The 17,574-nt window shown below is 60.7% G+C and carries 13 protein-coding genes; 7 read left to right on the top strand and 6 right to left on the bottom strand.

What is annotated here, in order from left to right:
* Positions 1–68: 68 nt before the first annotated feature.
* From KTAU_RS15220 to KTAU_RS15195, 6 genes are all read left to right on the top strand, one after another.
* Complete coding sequence (locus tag KTAU_RS15220; RefSeq protein ID WP_151729195.1) at positions 69–1,814, top strand: ATP-binding protein; 1,746 nt, start codon at positions 69–71, stop codon at positions 1,812–1,814.
* 3 nt (positions 1,815–1,817) lie between these two features.
* Positions 1,818–2,213, top strand: a complete 396-nt coding sequence (locus KTAU_RS15215) for a hypothetical protein (protein ID WP_151729194.1) — start codon at positions 1,818–1,820, stop codon at positions 2,211–2,213.
* 19 nt (positions 2,214–2,232) lie between these two features.
* Positions 2,233–3,249 carry a glycosyltransferase family 9 protein gene (locus KTAU_RS15210; protein ID WP_170293329.1) on the top strand — a complete coding sequence of 339 codons (1,017 nt, stop codon included), beginning with the start codon at positions 2,233–2,235 and terminating at the stop codon, positions 3,247–3,249.
* Between the two features lie 109 nt (positions 3,250–3,358).
* Complete coding sequence (locus KTAU_RS15205) at positions 3,359–4,171, top strand: hypothetical protein (RefSeq protein WP_151729192.1); 813 nt, start codon at positions 3,359–3,361, stop codon at positions 4,169–4,171.
* Positions 4,172–5,064: 893 nt separating this feature from the next.
* Entirely contained in the window at positions 5,065–6,024 is a 960-nt protein-coding gene (locus KTAU_RS15200) for an AAA family ATPase (protein WP_151729191.1), read from the top strand.
* Complete coding sequence (locus tag KTAU_RS15195; RefSeq protein WP_151729190.1) at positions 6,021–7,334, top strand: DUF58 domain-containing protein; 1,314 nt, start codon at positions 6,021–6,023, stop codon at positions 7,332–7,334. The genes KTAU_RS15200 and KTAU_RS15195 overlap by 4 nt, the downstream gene beginning before the upstream one ends.
* Positions 7,335–7,411: 77 nt before the next feature.
* Here KTAU_RS15195 and KTAU_RS15190 read toward each other — a convergent pair whose 3' ends face one another.
* Complete coding sequence (locus KTAU_RS15190; protein WP_151729189.1) at positions 7,412–8,845, bottom strand: hypothetical protein; 1,434 nt, start codon at positions 8,843–8,845, stop codon at positions 7,412–7,414.
* A gap of 380 nt (positions 8,846–9,225) precedes the next feature.
* Between KTAU_RS15190 and KTAU_RS15185 the strand changes: the two genes are divergently transcribed.
* Entirely contained in the window at positions 9,226–10,275 is a 1,050-nt protein-coding gene (locus KTAU_RS15185) for a serine/threonine protein kinase (RefSeq protein ID WP_151729188.1), read from the top strand.
* On the opposite strand, the gene KTAU_RS15180 is transcribed toward KTAU_RS15185, so the two are convergent.
* The 5 genes from KTAU_RS15180 to KTAU_RS15160 form a co-directional block, all read right to left on the bottom strand.
* Positions 10,272–12,266 (bottom strand): DUF6909 family protein, encoded by a 1,995-nt coding sequence (locus tag KTAU_RS15180; RefSeq protein WP_174844071.1) that lies wholly within the window; start codon positions 12,264–12,266, stop codon positions 10,272–10,274. The two genes, KTAU_RS15185 and KTAU_RS15180, sit on opposite strands and share 4 nt — an antisense overlap.
* Positions 12,267–12,407: 141 nt before the next feature.
* Complete coding sequence (locus tag KTAU_RS15175; protein ID WP_151729187.1) at positions 12,408–13,259, bottom strand: TRM11 family SAM-dependent methyltransferase; 852 nt, start codon at positions 13,257–13,259, stop codon at positions 12,408–12,410.
* 230 nt (positions 13,260–13,489) lie between these two features.
* Positions 13,490–14,824 (bottom strand): hypothetical protein, encoded by a 1,335-nt coding sequence (locus KTAU_RS15170; RefSeq protein WP_151729186.1) that lies wholly within the window; start codon positions 14,822–14,824, stop codon positions 13,490–13,492.
* Between the two features lie 99 nt (positions 14,825–14,923).
* Positions 14,924–16,156: a glycosyltransferase family 2 protein gene (locus KTAU_RS22035; protein ID WP_228026513.1), complete on the bottom strand. Its 1,233-nt coding sequence runs from the start codon at positions 16,154–16,156 to the stop codon at positions 14,924–14,926.
* A complete protein-coding gene (locus KTAU_RS15160) occupies positions 16,059–17,507 on the bottom strand; it encodes a glycosyltransferase family 2 protein (RefSeq protein WP_151729184.1) in 1,449 nt (482 codons plus the stop codon). Before KTAU_RS15160 ends, KTAU_RS22035 begins: the two co-directional genes overlap by 98 nt.
* Between the last annotated feature and the right edge of the window lie 67 nt (positions 17,508–17,574).

Below are 17,574 nucleotides of genomic sequence, written 5' to 3'. Positions count from 1 at the left end.
GGGCAGATCTGCCGTCTGTGTGCAGTTCAGGACAGGAAATCTCTCACCTGAGATGGAGTTAAGCGGCTATGGTAAGTGATTCTGCCAATGTGCCACCTGTTTCGCGAGGGCGCACAGGTCGCAAGCCTGTGGGCATCACCAAGGGACCGGGTGAGTCGGCCCATGAATATACCTTTGTCTCGCGCGACGATGAGCAGGTGCTCAAGAACGGCGAGTATGTCTATTATGAGCTGAACGAGCCTGATGAATGGGGCCAGAACGGCGCTCAGCCGGTGGCGCGGCGCGTTCTGGGCCGGATCATCAAGCGTGTCCCTCTGCAGCTCTATCCTGACACCTTCCTGGCGGAGCCGGAGGTCTCGCCGGCCCAGGTCGCGGCGATGGTGGGCTACGATGCGCGGGCCAACGAACTCTTCGAACTGCACGTAGCTATCATGGGCTACTATGACCCCGAAAGCGGCTCTTTCATCAATCCCTGGATACCACCTCAGTCGGGCAAGCAGATTTTCCTGGCAGACGATGAAATGCTCTCGCAGATTCTCTGCCGCAAGCGTGTCGGTCAGCCTGGCTCGGCAACCATCGGCTCGCTACTAACGCGAACGCCTGGGGCGGTGCCGATCGTGCTCTCGGTCAAGGATTTTGTCAGCACCCATCTGGCTATTATCGCCAGTACCGGCGCCGGCAAGAGCTATCTGGCCAGTGTGATTATCGAGGAGCTGATGCGGCCTTACAATAAGGCCTGCGTGCTCATCGTTGATCCACATGGCGAATACGGTACGCTCGATCAGCTGCCTAACCTGCCCGACTTCTCTGAGGAAAGCGGTGAGGAGGGCGTCGAGGGTTACCGGGCTCAGGTGCGCATCTACCGTCCAGAGCAGGTCAAGGTGCGCCTTTCCTCCCTCAATATGGGAGATATGCGACATCTCTTGCCGGAGATGACTGAAAAGCAGCAACATCTGCTCAGCCGCGCTCTGCGCAAAGTGAACGAAATGAAGCGAGGTACGCCCTGGAGCGCGCAGGACCTGATGGAGGCCATTCGCAAGGTGGCGCGCAGCAAAAACGATGAAGACGGCGAGGGGGCTGACGATTCCAGTACAGTGCATGCCCTAATGTGGCGTATCGAGCAGCGCTTTGTCGATAGCTTCACCTTCGATGATGTCCAGCATCTGGATCTGCGTGAGATCTTCAAGCCCGGTCAGTGCACGGTATTGCAGCTGAACGAAGTTGATGAACGCGATCAACAGGTCATTGTCGCTACGCTCCTGCGCCGCCTCTATCAGGCGCGCATGAACACCGAACGCGGCAAAGTGCACTCTGGCGAATCCTATCTGCCCTATCCAGTCTTTGTGCTGCTAGAGGAGGGCCACCACTTTGCGCCGAGCGGCACCGAGGTGGTCTCGACTCAGATCCTCAAGCAGGTATTGGCTGAGGGGCGTAAGTTCGGCATTGGCGTAGGCATTATCAGTCAGCGGCCCGGCAAGCTCGACGCCGATGTATTGAGCCAGTGCCAGACGCAGTGCATTATGCGCATTGTCAACGAGATCGATCAGAAGAGTGTTGCCGCTGCTATTGAGGGCGTCGGTCGTGATCTGCTGGACAATCTGCCAGCTCTCTCGAAGGGCCAGGTGATTGTGGCGGGAGCTGCTGTCAATACGCCGGTGATCTGCCGTGTTCGCCAGCGCCTGACCCGGCACGGAGGCGAAAGCAAAGATGCTCCAGATATCTGGCGGAAGTACTTCAGCTCGGAGGCCCGCGAGAGCCGCCGCCTCCAGGAGGCCCCCCTGGGGAACAACCAGGGGTTCAGCCTGTTGAAATAAGCTATGGCTAAGCAACACCTACGCTATCGCATCTCCAATCGTAGCGCGCTCTCTCTCCTTGGTGGGCTGGCCCTGCCGGTGTGGGCGGCTTTTCTCCTCTTTACCTATTTTGTTCCACCACAAGGGTTGCTGGCCTTCGTAGCTTTTTTTGTGCTCCTTTTGGGGGCACTCATCTGTACTTTTGCCCCTCTCGCCTACCTCTTCGGCTTGCTCTTCATTTCTTCGCGTCTCTATCGGGCGACGATCCGACATGCGCTGCGTCAGGGTAGTCTCTTAGCGCTCTGCATTGTGCTCAATCTGATCCTGCGCGCTTTACATAGCTGGAGCCTCGTGGCGGCTCTCGCCATTGTGGCTGCCGCGGTTCTTATTGAGATCCTCTCGCTGGCGAAGAAGTGGTAAGCCATGGTAAGCCATGAGTATGAGCAAGGCGGATGAGAGGCATGGGGAGCTGCTGGTGATTCGTCCCGGGGCAATTGGCGATACGCTGCTGACGTTCCCGGTTCTGTCTGCCTTACGGGCGGCCTCGCCGTCTGCCGGTCTGACGCTGGTGGGAAATGCCCGGGTGCTGCCACTGGCGCGCTGGCTCAGCGTGGCCGATGCTGTTGAGGACTATGCTGACCTGCGCTGGAGTGCGCTCTTTGCCGAAGGGGGTCTGGACCCGACTGGCCTGGGTGCACGTCTGCGCCGGGCGGAGCGGGTGGTATGCTGGCTGGCCGATCCCGAGGGAGTCGTAGAGCGCAATTTGCGCGAGGCTGGGGTGACCGCGGCAACGATCCGCCCTGGCCGTCCCCCGGCGGGGACCCATCTACATGCGACCTCCTATCTGGCGCAGACGCTGGGCCTGGCCTTTGATCTGGACAGGGCAGAGAGCTGTCGCTATCGGCTGCCTTCTGCTGTGCTAGAGCAGGAGCCGCCACTCTTCAGCGCGGCGCCCCTGGTCATTCATCCGGGCAGTGGCTCTGCGGCCAAATGTTGGCCGGCTTCCCACTTTGCAGCTGTGGTGCGCTGGGCCTGGGCGCGTGATTGGCCGGTGCTGGTGTTGGCCGGGCCTGCCGATCATGAGCGGCTGGCGGAGCTGCTGCGTGCGCTGCCAACCCCATCGCCAGATAGGATAAAAGTACTGATCGATCTACCACTGCTGCGGGTCGCGGCCCAGATCCAGCGTGCGCGCTGCTATCTGGGTAATGATAGCGGTCTCAGCCATCTGGCCGGCCTGCTCGGTGTGCCGACCGTTGCGCTCTTTGGTCCCACGGACCCGGCAGTCTGGCGTCCTCTGGGGCCTGCAGTGGTGGCCGTGCGGTCACAGCCACTGGATCAACTGGCTGTTGAGGTAGTTGTGCGACACATCGAGCAGCTGGCGAGGTCCCCTACGGAAGATTTTTGGGGGTGGGGGGAAGCAAAACGAGGTACTTCGGTACCAGAAACAGGGCTTTGATCGTTATCAAATAAGGAGAAGTATCCCGTAATCTCCCCTGCCGGCGGCGGTCGCAGGGATGTCGATCTACACGAGTATACTGAAATGTTGAAATTGAGGATAACGCGCGATGCTAGATCAAGAGCAACGAGATGAACAAGGAGTGAGAGGCCAACCGCTCTCCGGCAAGCTGATCCTGCCGGCAGCGCCCGGGGCAAAGCCTGGGGAGTGGTCTGCTGATCCGCAGCAGCAAACGACCTATATCGCTCCAGAGATGCTGATCCGGCGTCCGCGGCAGAGCGCGCCGCCGACGCTACTGGGGAAGATCAGTTATTTCTGGCAGAAGGACCCGGCCTACAAGGTTCTGATACTCGCCAGCGTGTTGGTGCTGATCGCGGGGATAATTTTCTCGGTCATTGTCGGCGGTACCCTGATTCAGAGCAGCTCTAGCATGGAGGCTCGTGTGCCTTTGACGCCGCCACCAGGTGTGGCACCGACGGGCACAGTGGACCTGCGTCCGACCTTTCCTACGCCAGGCGGTCAGGGAAGCAATGAGAGCAGCCAGCCTCCCATGCAGAGCACGCCCACGCTGAAACCGACCCGTACTACTGATAACGGCGCCAATAACGGAGCGGTGCAGATTACTGGCCTCCCCGGCAGCGTACCTAACAATAGCGATCTGACGGTCACTGTCATTACGAATCAGCCGAACAGCTTCGTCCAGCTCCAGGTGACCTATAATGTGGCTCCCTTCGTGGCCGTGGTTAATGGTAATACCGATGCTTCCGGCATGGCTACGCTGACCTGGCACGTGCAGGTTTTCTCTGTGAGCAAACGCGCTCAGGCTCGTGTCCATGCAACTGTTTTCGGCTCCGATGGCGCGGCTAGCTCGAATACTGTGACGGTACGCATTACAACTGGCGCTTTTGCTCCTGCCGATTAGCCAGGCCCTGCTCTGGCACCTGCTTACTCGTGGCTGATCGCTTTTTTCTCCAGGAGCCTGCCCTGCTTTGACCGTACCGTGCCGTTGCCTGAAGAGCACAACAGTCAATTTTGCCTGCCATGCGAGATAGAACACGTTTCCGAAGGCGCTCTCCGTCATCTCTCGGCAGCCCCCGGCGGCTCTCTCGCTCGCCTGGCTTCTGAGGGCGAGTGCGCTCTGTCAGGCGTTTTTCTTCTTTAATGTAAGAGAGCAGAAGCCTGGTCTGCTCATGCGGCTCCCGATCTTGCTGTTGCCCGCCTCGCTAGTGAACATCTAATACTATTCACCTGCTTCACGATTGCCGATGAATATGGTATCTTGTAGAAGCAGGCTTATAACCGTTCTGCTCTTTGCCTGGTGGAATAGGAGAGAGATTCGCCTGCAATCACTCCAGCGGATTCTTCTCGTGGCAGACGGATAGCCAGCGCCAGCGCTGCCAGCTGACGGCGAAACACAAGCGCTTCTCCTCAAGTATTTCCAGGCCGAAACCCAGAAGCCTGCAGCTGCTGGCATCTTTGTGAGATGGGGCAGGAGGCTTCTGCCAGCAGCGCTGTTACAATCGAATCGTATCGTTGGCCCGCCTTCCGGGCCACTTTGCCTCTAGCTAGCAAGCAAACCCAAGACGGAGCCTGGCCCAAGGCACCTGATTTGTGAAGACTGCCGTCGATCAGGCGTATCTCCAGAAGGAAAGGCTCGCATAGGGAGCACGGGGCAGCGTCGAGGGAGGCAGGACCAAGATCAGGCTGACGCTCCTCGCTGTAGCTGTTGGGGAAGCTACCTTCTCTTCGGCTGGCGGTCCTGTCGAGTCTGCGATAATGAAGGCAGACGCTGCAGCCAGCCCGAGGACTAAGAGGATGATTCGACCAGAAGAGCTTATTCAAGTAAGTGAGGCGGCCAGGACGCTGCGCCACAATATTGGGCAGGTCATGGTCGGTAAGGAAGAAGTTATCGATCTCTTGTTAGTGGCGCTCCTGTGCGAAGGGCACGTCCTCTTTGAAGATGTCCCGGGGACCGGCAAGACTACCTTAGCCAGGTCTCTGGCTCGCTCGCTGGCTTGCTCTTTCCAGCGCATCCAGTTTACACCTGACCTGTTACCTTCCGACATCACCGGGATCACCTTTTTCAACCAGAAGCAGGGTACGTTCGAATTCCGTCCCGGCCCACTGCTGGCTCAGATCGTCCTGGCCGATGAAATCAACCGAGCCACGCCACGCACTCAATCCGCCTTGCTAGAAGCGATGGAGGAGCGCCAGATCAGCGTCGAACGCGAGACCATTGCTCTGCCCCGGCCCTTTATGGTGATTGCTACCCAGAATCCCATTGAACTGGAAGGCACCTTCCCCTTGCCGGAGGCCCAGCTCGATCGCTTCTTTATGCGTCTGCGTCTGGACTATCCCACCGCGGAGGAGGAGCGCCTGATTGTGCGCCGTTTTCGCCAGCGGCAACCGCTGGCCGAGCTGCAGCCAGTGCTTAGTGTTGAGCAGCTCACGCACTTCCAGCAGATCATTCGCACGGTGGAGATTGAAGAGAGCGTTGAGGGCTATCTGATTGAGCTGGTACGGACCACCAGACAGCACGAGGCCATCGAGCTGGGGGTCAGTCCGCGTGGTACCCTGGCCCTTTATCGCGCGGCTCAGGCTCTGGCGGCTATCGAAGGACGTGGCTACGTGTTGCCCGATGATATCAAGCGCCTGGCGATACCTGTTCTGGCTCATCGCCTGATCCCCACGAGTCAAACCAGCCTCCGTGGACAGTCCCTGGTGAGGCTCATGGCCTCGATCGTTGAAAGTGTGCCAGTGCCTGTTGAGCCATGAAACGTAGCTGGTATTTTCTCCCGCTCGGCATCTTGCTGGTCAGTGTTCTTGTTCATCAGCTGTTGCTGCTGATTAGCGCATTGCTGCTCTTCCTTATTTTTCTCTTGATTGATATCTGGAGTACCTTTTGTCTGGTGAACTTGCGCTATCGACGCTCTTTCAGCCAGCAGCGGGCCAGCTTTGGAGAGGAGATCGTCCTGACCCAGCTACTGGAAAATGCCAAGCTGCTGCCGCTCTCCTGGGTTAGGGTAAGTGATCGCGTGCCTCTGGCACTGGTCTTCCGCGGCTTGAGTCCCCACCTCATCCCTGACGGTAGGAGGGCCATCATTGAGAGCCTTTTTAGTCCGCGCTGGTACGAGCGTATCACGCGCAGCTATCGGCTACGGTGTCTGGCGCGCGGAGTGCACACCTTTGGCCCCACTGTCCTGTGGAGTGGCGATCTCTTCGGCTTCGTCAGCCGGCATCAGGAGCTGGACAATCGGGAGCAGATTCTTGTCTACCCTCCACTTGTCCCGCTCACCCGGCTGGGATTGCCGGCGCGCTATCCTTTTGGTGAGCGGCGCATGCCCCAGCGCCTGCTGGAAGATCCGGCGCGCGTCAGCGGCATTCGCGACTATCGCCAGGGTGACGAGCTAAGGCGGGTGCACTGGAAAGCCTCGGCGCGGGCCATGTGCCTGCAGAGCAAGATCTACGAAGCCAGTGCCACTTACACGCTGGCGCTGTTTCTGAATATGCCACCGCCTCTCTCGCTGCTGGAGCTGGGGGTGAGCCAGGAGCTGAAGGAACTGGCCATCTGCGCGGCGGCCTCGGTGGCCGACTGGGGACTACAGGCAGGCTACGCCGTTGGTCTCTACTGCAATGGCATGCTCTCTGGCCTGGAGGGTGGTGGGGCTGGCCCCGAGACTCTGCCTTCGGGGCCAGCGCAGGACGACCTGGAGCCGCGGTCAAGCATTATTCGCCTTCCTCCGGCGAGTGGCGCCAGGCAGCGTCAGCGTATTTTAGAGGCCCTGGCGCGGGTTGAGCCGTACTATGGCGAGCCTATTGAGACCATTATGGGCGTCGAGCGCTCGCACCTGCCCTTTGGGGCCACGGTGGTCCTGGTGACCAGCGCGATCAATGAGGCTCTGCTCTCGGCTCTGCAGCGCTTTCAGCGTAGTGGTCATCCTGTCTCTATGCTCTGTATCGGCCAGGTCCAGGTACCAGCGGCCAACGTGCCCGGTGTCCGGGTGCAGCACATCGGCGGAGAAGGGACCTGGCGGGCCATTCTCGCCTCGTTTGAACGGGGGCAGGATACTCCCGGCTCCGCTTAGCCTGGTCTGACCGGCTCTACTGGCCTTGCCTTGCCGGCAGGCTACCCCAGGCAGTGTTACATTCGAGCGGTCTCCGCTCACTGTGGTCCGAATGGACTACCCGGCAGCGGCAGCCACCAGCTCCAGCCGGCTAGGTGGCTCAGGTGGGCCGCCAGGGCTTGCTCTACGACGTTAGCCACTGGCCAGTAGGGCTGGAGGCGGTGGGCCGGAGGATTGACAGCCAGCAGGAGGCCGCAGCGCTCCAGAAATGCTGCCGTCTGGCCTCCTACTTTGAAGGTCATCAAACAGCCTTCAGCTGGGTTGCTGGACGAGAAAAAGTGAACCTGCTTGACCTCACCAACAGCCTGCTGGTCAAACTCAGCAAAGCCATGCTGGGCATCGACACAGGCCGGGTCAAGCGTAACTTGCTGGCCATCAATGAAGAGCGCTGAACTAAGCGCTGGGCCGGTGAGGAGCTGCGCCTGCCACCGGGAGCCGGTCCAGGTGATATTGAAGGCGAGCGGGATTGCCTCGGGCGCGAAGCTGTAGAGGCCCAGGGGCTGATGCAAGGCGATCGGCGGGCCGTCGCGGCGGACGATATCCCAAGAGAGGGTAGTCAAGGCCACAAGATGCCAGCCATTCAGCGAGGAGGGTGCACCCGCAGAGGAAGAGGGCTGCCACTGCCAGGGAGGGAGTGCACAGAGCTGCAGGCAGTTCTCTTCACGGATGGGGCAATCGCCACTCTCACCATCAGGAGTGCCTGTCTGGCAGGCCAGGTAGCTGGCCCGCCGTCCGCTCAGATCCAGCATCAGCTGCAGCTGGAGCGTGGCCTGCAACGATTGACCAGGGCGGGCAACCCCTATATAGCCAGACTGGCTGAGATCAATATAGCGCTCGCCCGGTTCGATGGTGGTACTCCAGGCGGCGGGTTGCCAGGCTGCTCGCAAGGCTGCCAGCAGGGCCTGTTGCTGAGCGGGGGAGAGATCGCTCAGGCGGTCGCGTAGCCAGAGCACCTGGATCTGCCGCCCACCCGGGTACTGAGTGGTCGAGGTCGGGCAACTGTCCCCTAGGGAGGGAGGCACGGAGATGGTACACGACTGCTCCCGAAAAGGGTCGGCCTGCCAGCTGATCAGATGGGTGCCGCGCAGAAGCTGCAGAGGGCTAGTAAAGGCGAGGATCGGCTTCTGCTGCAAAGGCTGCCCGTCGACAGTGATCTGCGTCCACGGCACATCGACACTGAGATAGTAGGAGGCGCTATTGATGCTCGCTGGCTGTTCTGTGGTGAAGAACCTCGCAAGCTGCTGGGCAATCTCTCCTACAGGAAAGAGATAGCAGAGCAGCAGAGCCGTTAAGAACAGAGCGAGTAAGGCCGCCAGCCCTGACAGGCGGCGCCCGCTTCTCAGAGCCGCAGCGCGTGGCCACGTCTGGCCAGAGCCTGGCAGCGGGACAAAGGCGATCTCTTCTTTCTCGGTCTCCTGAGCTGTAGCAGGCTCTAATGGAGACGGCCCACTCTGGTTTGACGGCTTATCCATGTCCGTAGCCGATAAGAAGGAAAGCCTGCCAACTGTCAGCCCGCGAGAAGGCCGAGCTGAACGAGACATGGACAGGGATGGACAGGCAAGGCCGCACGCACGGATGGCCTCCATCGCTAGACGACCGAGATCGCGCGCTCTACGTAGCTTATTATAGTACTGGCAGAGCACTGGAGAAGAGGGGTGTCAGTGATTGTCATGCCTACCAAAATCACCTTGCCCTTGCGTTTTTGCTGGTGAAAAGGCCGGGTCTGTAGGGTGCCAGAATCGCGTTCACAAGAGGTAGAGAAGGAGTGACAGCTTTGAGGCCAGAGCCAGATGTCACTCAGATCCGCGCAGGAGATAGAGAGCGAGGCCGAAGGGAAAGGGATAGGAAGGTTATGCTTGCATTTCCACCAAGTGAGAGCTTAATCGGTACCACCCTGGGGAACTACTATCTAGAGCAACTTGTCGGGCGCAACGAGCTGGGGCCGGTTTTTCTGGGCAGCACCGACGAAGGCAGTACCTATCTGGTGCGCTTCATTCTAGCCCCGTGTGCTCTGGACCCCCAGGAACGGGCGGCATATCAGGAGCGCTTTCTCCAGGTAGCGGGCGAGGTAGCGGCACTCCAGCACCGTCATATTCTGCCCCTGGTCGACTATGGGAGTTATCTGGGCGGGTCGTATCTGGTAACGCCCAATCTACCCATGCAGACCCTGATCTCGGCGCTCACTAAAAGCGGCCCGCCCAGCCTGAGCACTATCGGCGACTACCTGGAACAGATTGCCCAAGGCCTGGAATACGCGCACGAGCAAGGGATCATTCATCGGAACCTCAGTACAGATTGCATCTTTCTGCTGCGCGACGGACGTCTCGCCATCGGCGATTTCGGGGTCATGCACCTGCTGGAGCTGGCCACACCCGCCGGTCAAAGCTACCCTGACTATGGCAGTGGCGAGGGACGAGCGCCGGAGCAGCTTCGAGAAGGCTCCTGTGGACCCTGCACCGATGTCTACGCCCTCGGGGCCGTCCTCTACCGACTCTTGACCACACATGCGGTCTTTCGGGACAGTTCCCGTGAGGGAGTCTACGCCCAGCATCTCCACGCGCCCGTCACCTCGCTCCAGCGCTGGCGCAGCGATTTACCCGAGGCCTTGGACGAGATCATCAGGCAGGCGATGGAGAAGGAGCCGGCCCGGCGTTTTCAGCGTCCCAGCGAGCTTGTCGCCGCCTATCGCCAGGCCGTCGGCTGGCACGCTGGTGCCGCCGAACGGCTCGAAGAGAGTGCCAGCTCATCCCTTGAAACAGCTGTCAGAGAACAAGCAGCTGAAGAGGCTGCGCCAGCGTCGTCAGCTGCTGAGGCCGGGCGCGAGCGAGCCTCCTTGTGGCATCACCTGCTCAGGCGCCTTCGTGTCGCCTGGCGCCGACGCAGCTCCTCGTCAACCGGCTAGGTGACAGAGGCTTCCATCGGGCGCGAATCGTCCTGGCCTGACTCGGGCGGCGACTGTCTTCCGTCGCGAGCCGCGGCTGCCTCCTCGCGCAACTCCGCCTTTCCATACCTCTCCTGCACGTAGCGGATCTCGCGCTCGAAGATACGGCGCACGATCGCCACAGCGCAGGCATAGGTCGAATCCATGCCAAAGTACGAGAGGCTGCCGGCGCCGAGATTCTTGCCGCGGGTATAGGGCGTATCCGAGGCATAGTGCAGGATGCCGAGGTCATAGGGCAAGCGTGCAAAGTTAATATTCTCGCCGATGGGGTAACGAGTCAGATACTGGTCCTCGTAGACGGCGTTGAGGTATGGGCCGCTCTCCATCTCCACTACCGTGTAGTTGGCGCTATAATAGAAGTCGAAGTACTGACGGTTTTGGAGGAATGTGCCTTTGCCCGAGACAGCTTTCTGATTATCAAGCACCGATCCATAGATCAGGTACGGTTGAACATCCTGGGCAGAGAAGCAGTTATCAAGCCAATACGTATTCTGACTATGTTCATCCAGTACCACATTCGAGATCATTACATCGCCGATGCTGCCGTTGAGCGTGGCCGCCTTGCCCAGGATATAGATGCCCAGGATCGTCGACATATTCTCCATGATCTCGCGCAGCATACGGTAGGCGGCCATACCCAGCGGGTAGTCGATATTCAGAATAATGGCCTTACTCTTGGCCAGCAGATCCATGCCGGGCATGCGGCAGCGCGGATCAACATCGGTCGGATGGAGACGGGCCAGCTCGAAGATCTGAGCATCGATCTCCAGGCCGTGGCGGGCGCCAACGTGCCAGATGCCGCGTTCCTGTTCCTCGGCAACGCGCTGGCGCATAGCCTCCTGGCCCTCGGGCGTGCGGGCCCACTCGCGGGCGGCAAAGTACAGGAAATTTTGCCAATTGCCGGGTACTTCGCCGGACTGCAGCTTGTGGCACTCCTTCGCCAGATACTGGTCCTGGCCGCTGAGGGCGAAATCGATCAGCTCAGCCTCGCGTCGCAAGACGGAGCCAGAGGTCAGATTGACCAGGCTATGAGTATTGCTAGAGACGAAGTAGACCGGGCGCTCGCGCAGCCCCAGCGAGTCGAGCAGGCGCTCGACTGGTGCCCACCATTTCCGTGTCGCGCGAACGAAGCCGACGTGGGAGCCGCCGAGCATGCGCAGGGTGAAGCTCTTGCGCTGGCGTCCGATGATCAGCAGATTTTCCCACAAGCGATCACCCCAGACCACTTCCAGACGGCGCCAGTCATCGGCTGCGATATGCAGGCGCTGGCGTAGCACGCGCGTGATCTCCGCAAAAACCGGCGACGAGCGATCCATGCGCGTCGAGAGCAGTTGGATCGTTGTCGGATCAGCGTTGATCAGATAGTAGAGCTTGTTCCATTCGATCTGGAAGGCCACCAGAATCGGGACAATATCGTCGGTATCGCTCACGCTCGCCACGTAGACCGCCAGCGTTTCTTTGCCATCGTAGAACCACTTGCGGCGGCGGGCAGGCGCTGTCACGGCCTGCCAGCGATCAACCTGGAAACCTTGTTTCAGAAAGACCTCTTCGGACTGTCCAAGCAGGACATGCGTGCAGTAGAGGATGGCTGAGGGCAGGCGCAGAGCGCAGTAGATGAGGGCTGACATATCGGGGTAGGGCGAGCGGGCATCGGGGTGCAGGCTAGAGTCAATATTATAGTGGGCCTGGACCAGGGCCTTCAAACTCACCTCGCCCGAGCTACGCAACAGCGTATTGTAGGTCCGAATGTACAGCTCAACGTCACGTTTACCCGCCTCATGTCGTCCCTCGCCACGCTCTACCATATATTCATCGCTGCTCTCCCGCGCTACCTCCTCCTGCAAGCGTTCGCTATCCTCCTCCTCATTCACAAATTCCTCGATGCGCTCGCGTGGCTCGAAAGCATCGGGATCGGGGATACGACGTGGAGGTGTTGGCTTCTTCCTTGGCATAGGCTCTGTCCCCTTCTTCTCTCCTCTGCTGCGCTGCTCTCGCAGAGATCTGAGCGCTACCTGTTCGCTGCTTTCTGGTAATTATAACCTACGCTGTCCACTCGCTGAGGAACTGGTCCATTCAGACTCGCGCTGTTAAGCTTAGCTGCGTCGATTGGCTGCCGGCTTGCGCAGGACGACGATATACTGATGGGCAATGTTCGGAACATAGGCGCTTGGATAGCCGTAGGGGCGCAACCGTGTGCCGGCCTGGTACCAGATGATCTCTCCCTTTGGGACAAAGCCCTGCTGGCGGGCGCGCCGGGCCAGGTCCACATGCGTGAAAATATATTCGCCGTGTTGGTAGGCGTTGCGCACGATCACGACCATATATTTGCGCGGTTTCAGAACGCGGAAGCACTGCGCAAAAACCTGCTCCATGGCCTCTAGATAGGCTTCATAGCTGGCCAGATTGGCGAGGTCGCGCGGGTCATCTGAGCGCATATAATAATCGGTGCGACGATTAGGGAAGGTGGCGGCGTAGCGCCCGTTGCTCATGGTCTGGGCCAGGTGGATATTGTACGGGGGATCAGTGGCGATAAAATCGAAAGAATGCTCGGCGAAGTCCTGCATCACCTGCAGGCAGTCGCCCTGGATCAATGTCTGGGGCTGCAGCGAGTCGCGGTGCTCGCTCAGAATACGCTGGTAAATCTCTACCCAGCGGGGATTGATCTCGATGCCGATGGCCCGGCGTGGCTTCTTGCAGATGGAGGCCCCAATGAGGGTGCCGCCAACGCCGGCAAAAGGATCAAGCACGCACTCGCCGGGCTTGGTAAAGAACTCGATGAGCTGACTCATCAACTGTGGCGGCTTGTTGGCGCCGTGTGCTTTACGCAGGTCGTGTCCATAGACGGAGGGGTAGTTCGTGATAAGTACACTTTTGGTGAAATAGAGCCACTCGGCTCCAGTCAACTCATTTAATGTATTTTTCTGCGAGACGCTCTCGGTATCCACATCACCCTCCCGTTGATATCGTCGTTGCCGGGCGAGGGGCTATTTAGGCGAGCAGGTTACTGCTCTGATTTTAGCCGGCTCCTGCGTTTCTCCCTGTGGGAGACGTTACCAACAACGTCGGTTGCCCCATTGACCGACGTTTCCCCCTGGTAACGTCTCCTTCCTTTTCCTGTCAGTCTCTCTTCCCTGCGTCAGGCGTGCTGGCCGTGTAGGGTAGGCGGCGGCCTTCGCTAGCGTGTTCCGGGCCAGATCAGCAGATCGTCTGGGCCAGGCACCGGCTCTGATGCATCGGCCTCTTCTGACGGCGGGGTAGGACGAGGGCGTCGCCATTCACAGCGGACCAGTCCCTCGCGCAGCAGACGTTGAATGACGGCATTGTGCTCGGCCTGCGTGAACTGGCCAAAGGTACTGCTGATGAGCTGCTGGCGCAGGTCGGGCCAGCGCCGGCTGCGCAGAGCGCGCCCCGTTTGCAGTGTACGCTGATAGAGCTGCTCACGGGCAGTGGCCAGACGCTCCTCGCGCCGGGTCTGGAACCAGTCGCTGCCTAGCAGGTCCGCCTGGCTCTGCTCCTCAAGCCGACGCCAATAGATGCACACGGCGTCATTCATAGCCAGCAGGCTATCCTGGCGACGTGTGGCAAAGAGCAGGGTATAGGGAGCTGTCTCAATGAGGGCTGGGCCGCTGGCCCGCGGCAGGGCGATACGCTGTGTCAGAGGGAAGTGACGCTGAATCTGGGATAACAAAAGATCGAGTAATTCGGCGAGCGCCTCCGGCGAGAGCGGCGCCGTCTCATCGCGAGGCATCAAGGCCCGCCAGCGATCGCTGCGCAGCAGATTGTGCAAAGCGATGGCCTGCTGCTCCAGGCGTCGAGCGGCGCGCAGTCGGCTCTCCAGCTGGCGATGCATGATCAGCAGGCAGAGTTCTGTCGGGGCGGCGCGCTGCAAGAGCGGCTCCAGGTCCTCATAGCGGAAGAGTGCTGGGGCCAGAGGGTTCAGAGCAAAAACTGCCGGGGCCTGATCAAGAAGCTGGAGGATGGCAGTCGCCGCTTCCGGCCAGCTGGCGGAGACCAGGCCGCCTTCCCGGGGAATCACCAGCCCGGCCTTGTGACTGCTGGAACTGGAGCCTGGGCGGCTGGTGCTGCGTCTGCCGGCTGGGCCTGTCAGCAGCAGCCCGTAGAGGGCAAGCGACCGGCCATCAGCGAGCAAACGAGCATGGAGGGTGCTCAAAGGTTGCAGCCACGGATGCTGTGGCTGAGACTGAGCGCGCCGCCTGCCGCCAGAGCGCTCACGCGGTCCTGGGCCGGCTTCGCCTCCGCTGCCAGCTTCACTACTGCTGACGGCCTGCTCTTCCCTCGCTGGCTCGCCGCCGAGAGCATCGATCCAATAGCAGCGTCGGTAGAGCGGATTCTGACGCAGTGCCCGGCAATAGCCAGCAAGGTACTCCTCCTGGAGCCAGAGGCGCAGGGAGGTCAGCAGGTCTCCCTGGCGAACGGAGCGGGCGCGCGTCCCCGCGCGTGCTGCCAGCTGAGAGTATTCTTGATCGACATCTGCCCACAGATCATGCATGGTGAACCTATTCTACCACAGGCAACGGCAGATAAGTAAGCAGCAGCATCGCTGCCAGGCAGAGAGGTTGTGAGCTGAGTGCGAAGAGCAAAGCGCTGTTCAGCGTCGGCGGATGCTGGCGTGGCGGTGGCGCTGCAGGGGCAGGCCCGGTACCTGGATGCTCGGCGGCTGACGGGGGGCCAGGCGTCCCTTCCACTCGGCCCCGCGTCCGCTCAGTGCCAGACGCACCGCATCGAGCATCAACAGGCCGAAGGCTATCCAGCCCACAGGGGCCAGCAGCGACCAGGCGAATGGCTGCTGCTGCTCACGCTCGAAGCTGCGACGCGCGCTCACCTGTAGGGCCAGCGTCAACAGGGAGAGGAGCAGCAGCGGCAAGGATCGCTCCCGCTGGCGCCCCCTGAGTAGCTGGCGCAGAGCGGTTAGCACGCTGAGCAAAGGCAGCAGGCCATAGCTGATCAATCCCAGACCTGCGCCTAGATAGAGCAAAGGGGCTGAGGCCGTCACCGAGTAGACGCTCTTGCGCCAGCCATGCCAGGCGCTGCGCCAGGTAGTCCACTGCTCATTAGAGACCAGATTGCGCCCATCGACGAAGTCTTCGCGGCAGCCTCGCTGTTTGAGAAACTGCGCCAGGCCCACGTCATCGCCAAAGCTGGCGCGCAGCTCGGGCGCGCTGTAGCCACCGCTCGCCTCGTAGGCTGAGCGACGGACCAGCAGATAGTGACCGACGGCCAGCGCCCGGCCAGGCTTCCGTGGGTTCCGCATCTCTCCAGGAGTCGCAAAGTGGGTCATTAAGACGATCCCCGCCGGCGTCAGCAAGCGGGAGCCGCTGCCCACAAGCCGGGCGTCTGTCAGCATTGAAAGGAAGTCCAGCTGTTGGGCCAGGGCATGAGCCATCATACGGCGCAGCGCCTCAGGCTTATGGCGTGTATCGGCGTCAGTGAAGAGCAGCCACTCGCCCTGCGTAAGCGTGACGCCGCTGTGCAGGGCATGGGGCTTGCCGGCCCAGCCAGCGGGCAGCTCCTCGACGCGATAGACGCGCAGGCGCGAGGCGCGTTGCTGCCAGATCGCCAGCAGGGCCGGCGTTGCATCCGTCGAGCCGTCATCAACGACGAGCACCTCAAAGTCAGGGTAATCCTGGGCCAGCAAAGAGGCCAGGCAGGAGCTGATGTGTTGCTCTTCGTTACGCACCGGCACAATGATCGAAACATGAGGCGCCGGGTCCGGCAGATCTGCCTCAACGGGCGGCAGCGTCTCCCTGAGCGTGCGTCGAACGCGCCAGAGCTGCCAGCCGGCTCCCAGAGCGGTCAGGCACAGATAGGCGCTGTGCAGCAAGGAAAGAAGACGAAAGCGTTTCTCCATTACAAAGTCCTGTCAAGTAGTGGGCGCGGCAGCTGAAGGGCCTGGTACCGTCCCTGCCCGCGTGAAGGCGCTCAAGAACCTGACCCATAAAGGCCAGCGGATGGACGGCGTGATGTTGCGGCGGAGCGGTACGGCCTTTCCAGGTTGCGCCACGTCCCTTGAGCACGAGCCGCGTGGTATCGAGCATCAGCAGACCAAAGGTGACCCAACCTGCAGGCGCTGTCAGCGACCAGGCGCAGGGCAGACGATACTCGCGTTCGAAACGCCGCTTCGTGTCGATCTGGAAGAAGAGAGCGAGCGCCGCCAGCGCCCTCGTCAGCAGCGAGAGATGGTCTCGCTGGCTCTGCGACTGTTGCCGGGCCTGGCGCCGCCTGGGCCACAACTGACGCACAAGGGTGACAGGCGGCAGCAGGCCGTAAAGGATCAGGGCCAAACCCAGAACCACGCCCAGGAGCGGGCTGCTGGCTACCAGGCCGTAGTTGCTCTTACGCATGCCTTCCCAGGCGCTCTTCCAGGTCGTCCATTGATCGTTGAAGACCAGCCCCCGCTCGGCCACAATATCTTCACGGCAGCCGTGACGCTTGAGATACCAGGCTAGCGTTAAGTCATCTGAGAAGGTCGAGCGCAGCTCAGGAGCGCTATAGCCACCGCAGGCCAGGTACGCAGAGCGCCGCACCAGCAGGTACTGCCCAACGGCTAGCACACGCGTCGGCTGATGCGGATTACGCATCTCGCCCGGCGTTGCCAGCATGGCTAACAGTGTAGCGCCAATTGCTGTAAGCAAGCGGGCGGCGGCGCCGGGCAGGCGAGTATCGGTAAAGAGAGTTAGCAGATCCAGGCGATGGGCGATAGCATGGGCTACGGCCCGGCGCAGCGTCTGGGGAGCGTGGCGTGTATCGGCATCGGTGAAGAGCAGCCACTCACCCTGCGTGAGCAAGACGCCGGTATGCAGGGCATGAGCCTTGCCGGCCCAGCCGGCGGGTAGCTCCTCGATGCGGTAGACCCGCAGGCGGCTATCGCGCTGCTGCCACTCCGCCAGGCGAGCGGGCGTGGCGTCGGTTGAACCATCATCGATGACCACGACCTCGAAGTCGGGATAGTCCTGGGCCAACAGCGAGGCCAGGCAGTCGTCGATGTGTGCCTCCTCATTGCGCACGGGCAGAATAATGGAGACGTGAGGAGGTGGCTCCGGCAGAGGAGCCTCATCGAGTGTGGTCAGCTCTTTAATGCCCTTCTTGATGCGATGGCGCTGCCAGAAAGCAACCAGAGCGATGAAGAGCAGGAAAATCAGCTGCAGCTGTAAGAAGAACTGCGAGAGCTTCATGCTAGACACCTCGCCTGTGTAAGGCAGGCCCGCCAAGGGGCAGTCACGATATACCGGAGCTCCGCTG

This window comes from Thermogemmatispora aurantia, from assembly GCF_008974285.1.
Taxonomy (GTDB): Bacteria; Chloroflexota; Ktedonobacteria; order Ktedonobacterales; family Ktedonobacteraceae; genus Thermogemmatispora; species Thermogemmatispora aurantia.
Note: the sequence above shows the minus strand (reverse complement) of the source record. Positions and strands in the feature narration are given on the sequence as shown.

What these genes read in the sequence shown, in the direction of transcription:
- KTAU_RS15190 (WP_151729189.1), bottom strand. Translation starts at nt 8,845, where the DNA reads ATGGATAAGCCGTCAAACCAGAGTGGGCCGTCTCCATTAGAGCCTGCT.
- KTAU_RS15200 (WP_151729191.1), top strand. Translation starts at nt 5,065, where the DNA reads ATGATTCGACCAGAAGAGCTTATTCAAGTAAGTGAGGCGGCCAGGACG.
- KTAU_RS15205 (WP_151729192.1), top strand. Translation starts at nt 3,359, where the DNA reads ATGCTAGATCAAGAGCAACGAGATGAACAAGGAGTGAGAGGCCAACCG.
- KTAU_RS15170 (WP_151729186.1), bottom strand. Translation starts at nt 14,824, where the DNA reads ATGCATGATCTGTGGGCAGATGTCGATCAAGAATACTCTCAGCTGGCA.
- KTAU_RS15215 (WP_151729194.1), top strand. Translation starts at nt 1,818, where the DNA reads ATGGCTAAGCAACACCTACGCTATCGCATCTCCAATCGTAGCGCGCTC.
- KTAU_RS15160 (WP_151729184.1), bottom strand. Translation starts at nt 17,507, where the DNA reads ATGAAGCTCTCGCAGTTCTTCTTACAGCTGCAGCTGATTTTCCTGCTC.
- KTAU_RS15210 (WP_170293329.1), top strand. Translation starts at nt 2,233, where the DNA reads ATGAGCAAGGCGGATGAGAGGCATGGGGAGCTGCTGGTGATTCGTCCC.
- KTAU_RS15195 (WP_151729190.1), top strand. Translation starts at nt 6,021, where the DNA reads ATGAAACGTAGCTGGTATTTTCTCCCGCTCGGCATCTTGCTGGTCAGT.
- KTAU_RS15180 (WP_174844071.1), bottom strand. Translation starts at nt 12,266, where the DNA reads ATGCCAAGGAAGAAGCCAACACCTCCACGTCGTATCCCCGATCCCGAT.
- KTAU_RS15185 (WP_151729188.1), top strand. Translation starts at nt 9,226, where the DNA reads ATGCTTGCATTTCCACCAAGTGAGAGCTTAATCGGTACCACCCTGGGG.
- KTAU_RS15220 (WP_151729195.1), top strand. Translation starts at nt 69, where the DNA reads ATGGTAAGTGATTCTGCCAATGTGCCACCTGTTTCGCGAGGGCGCACA.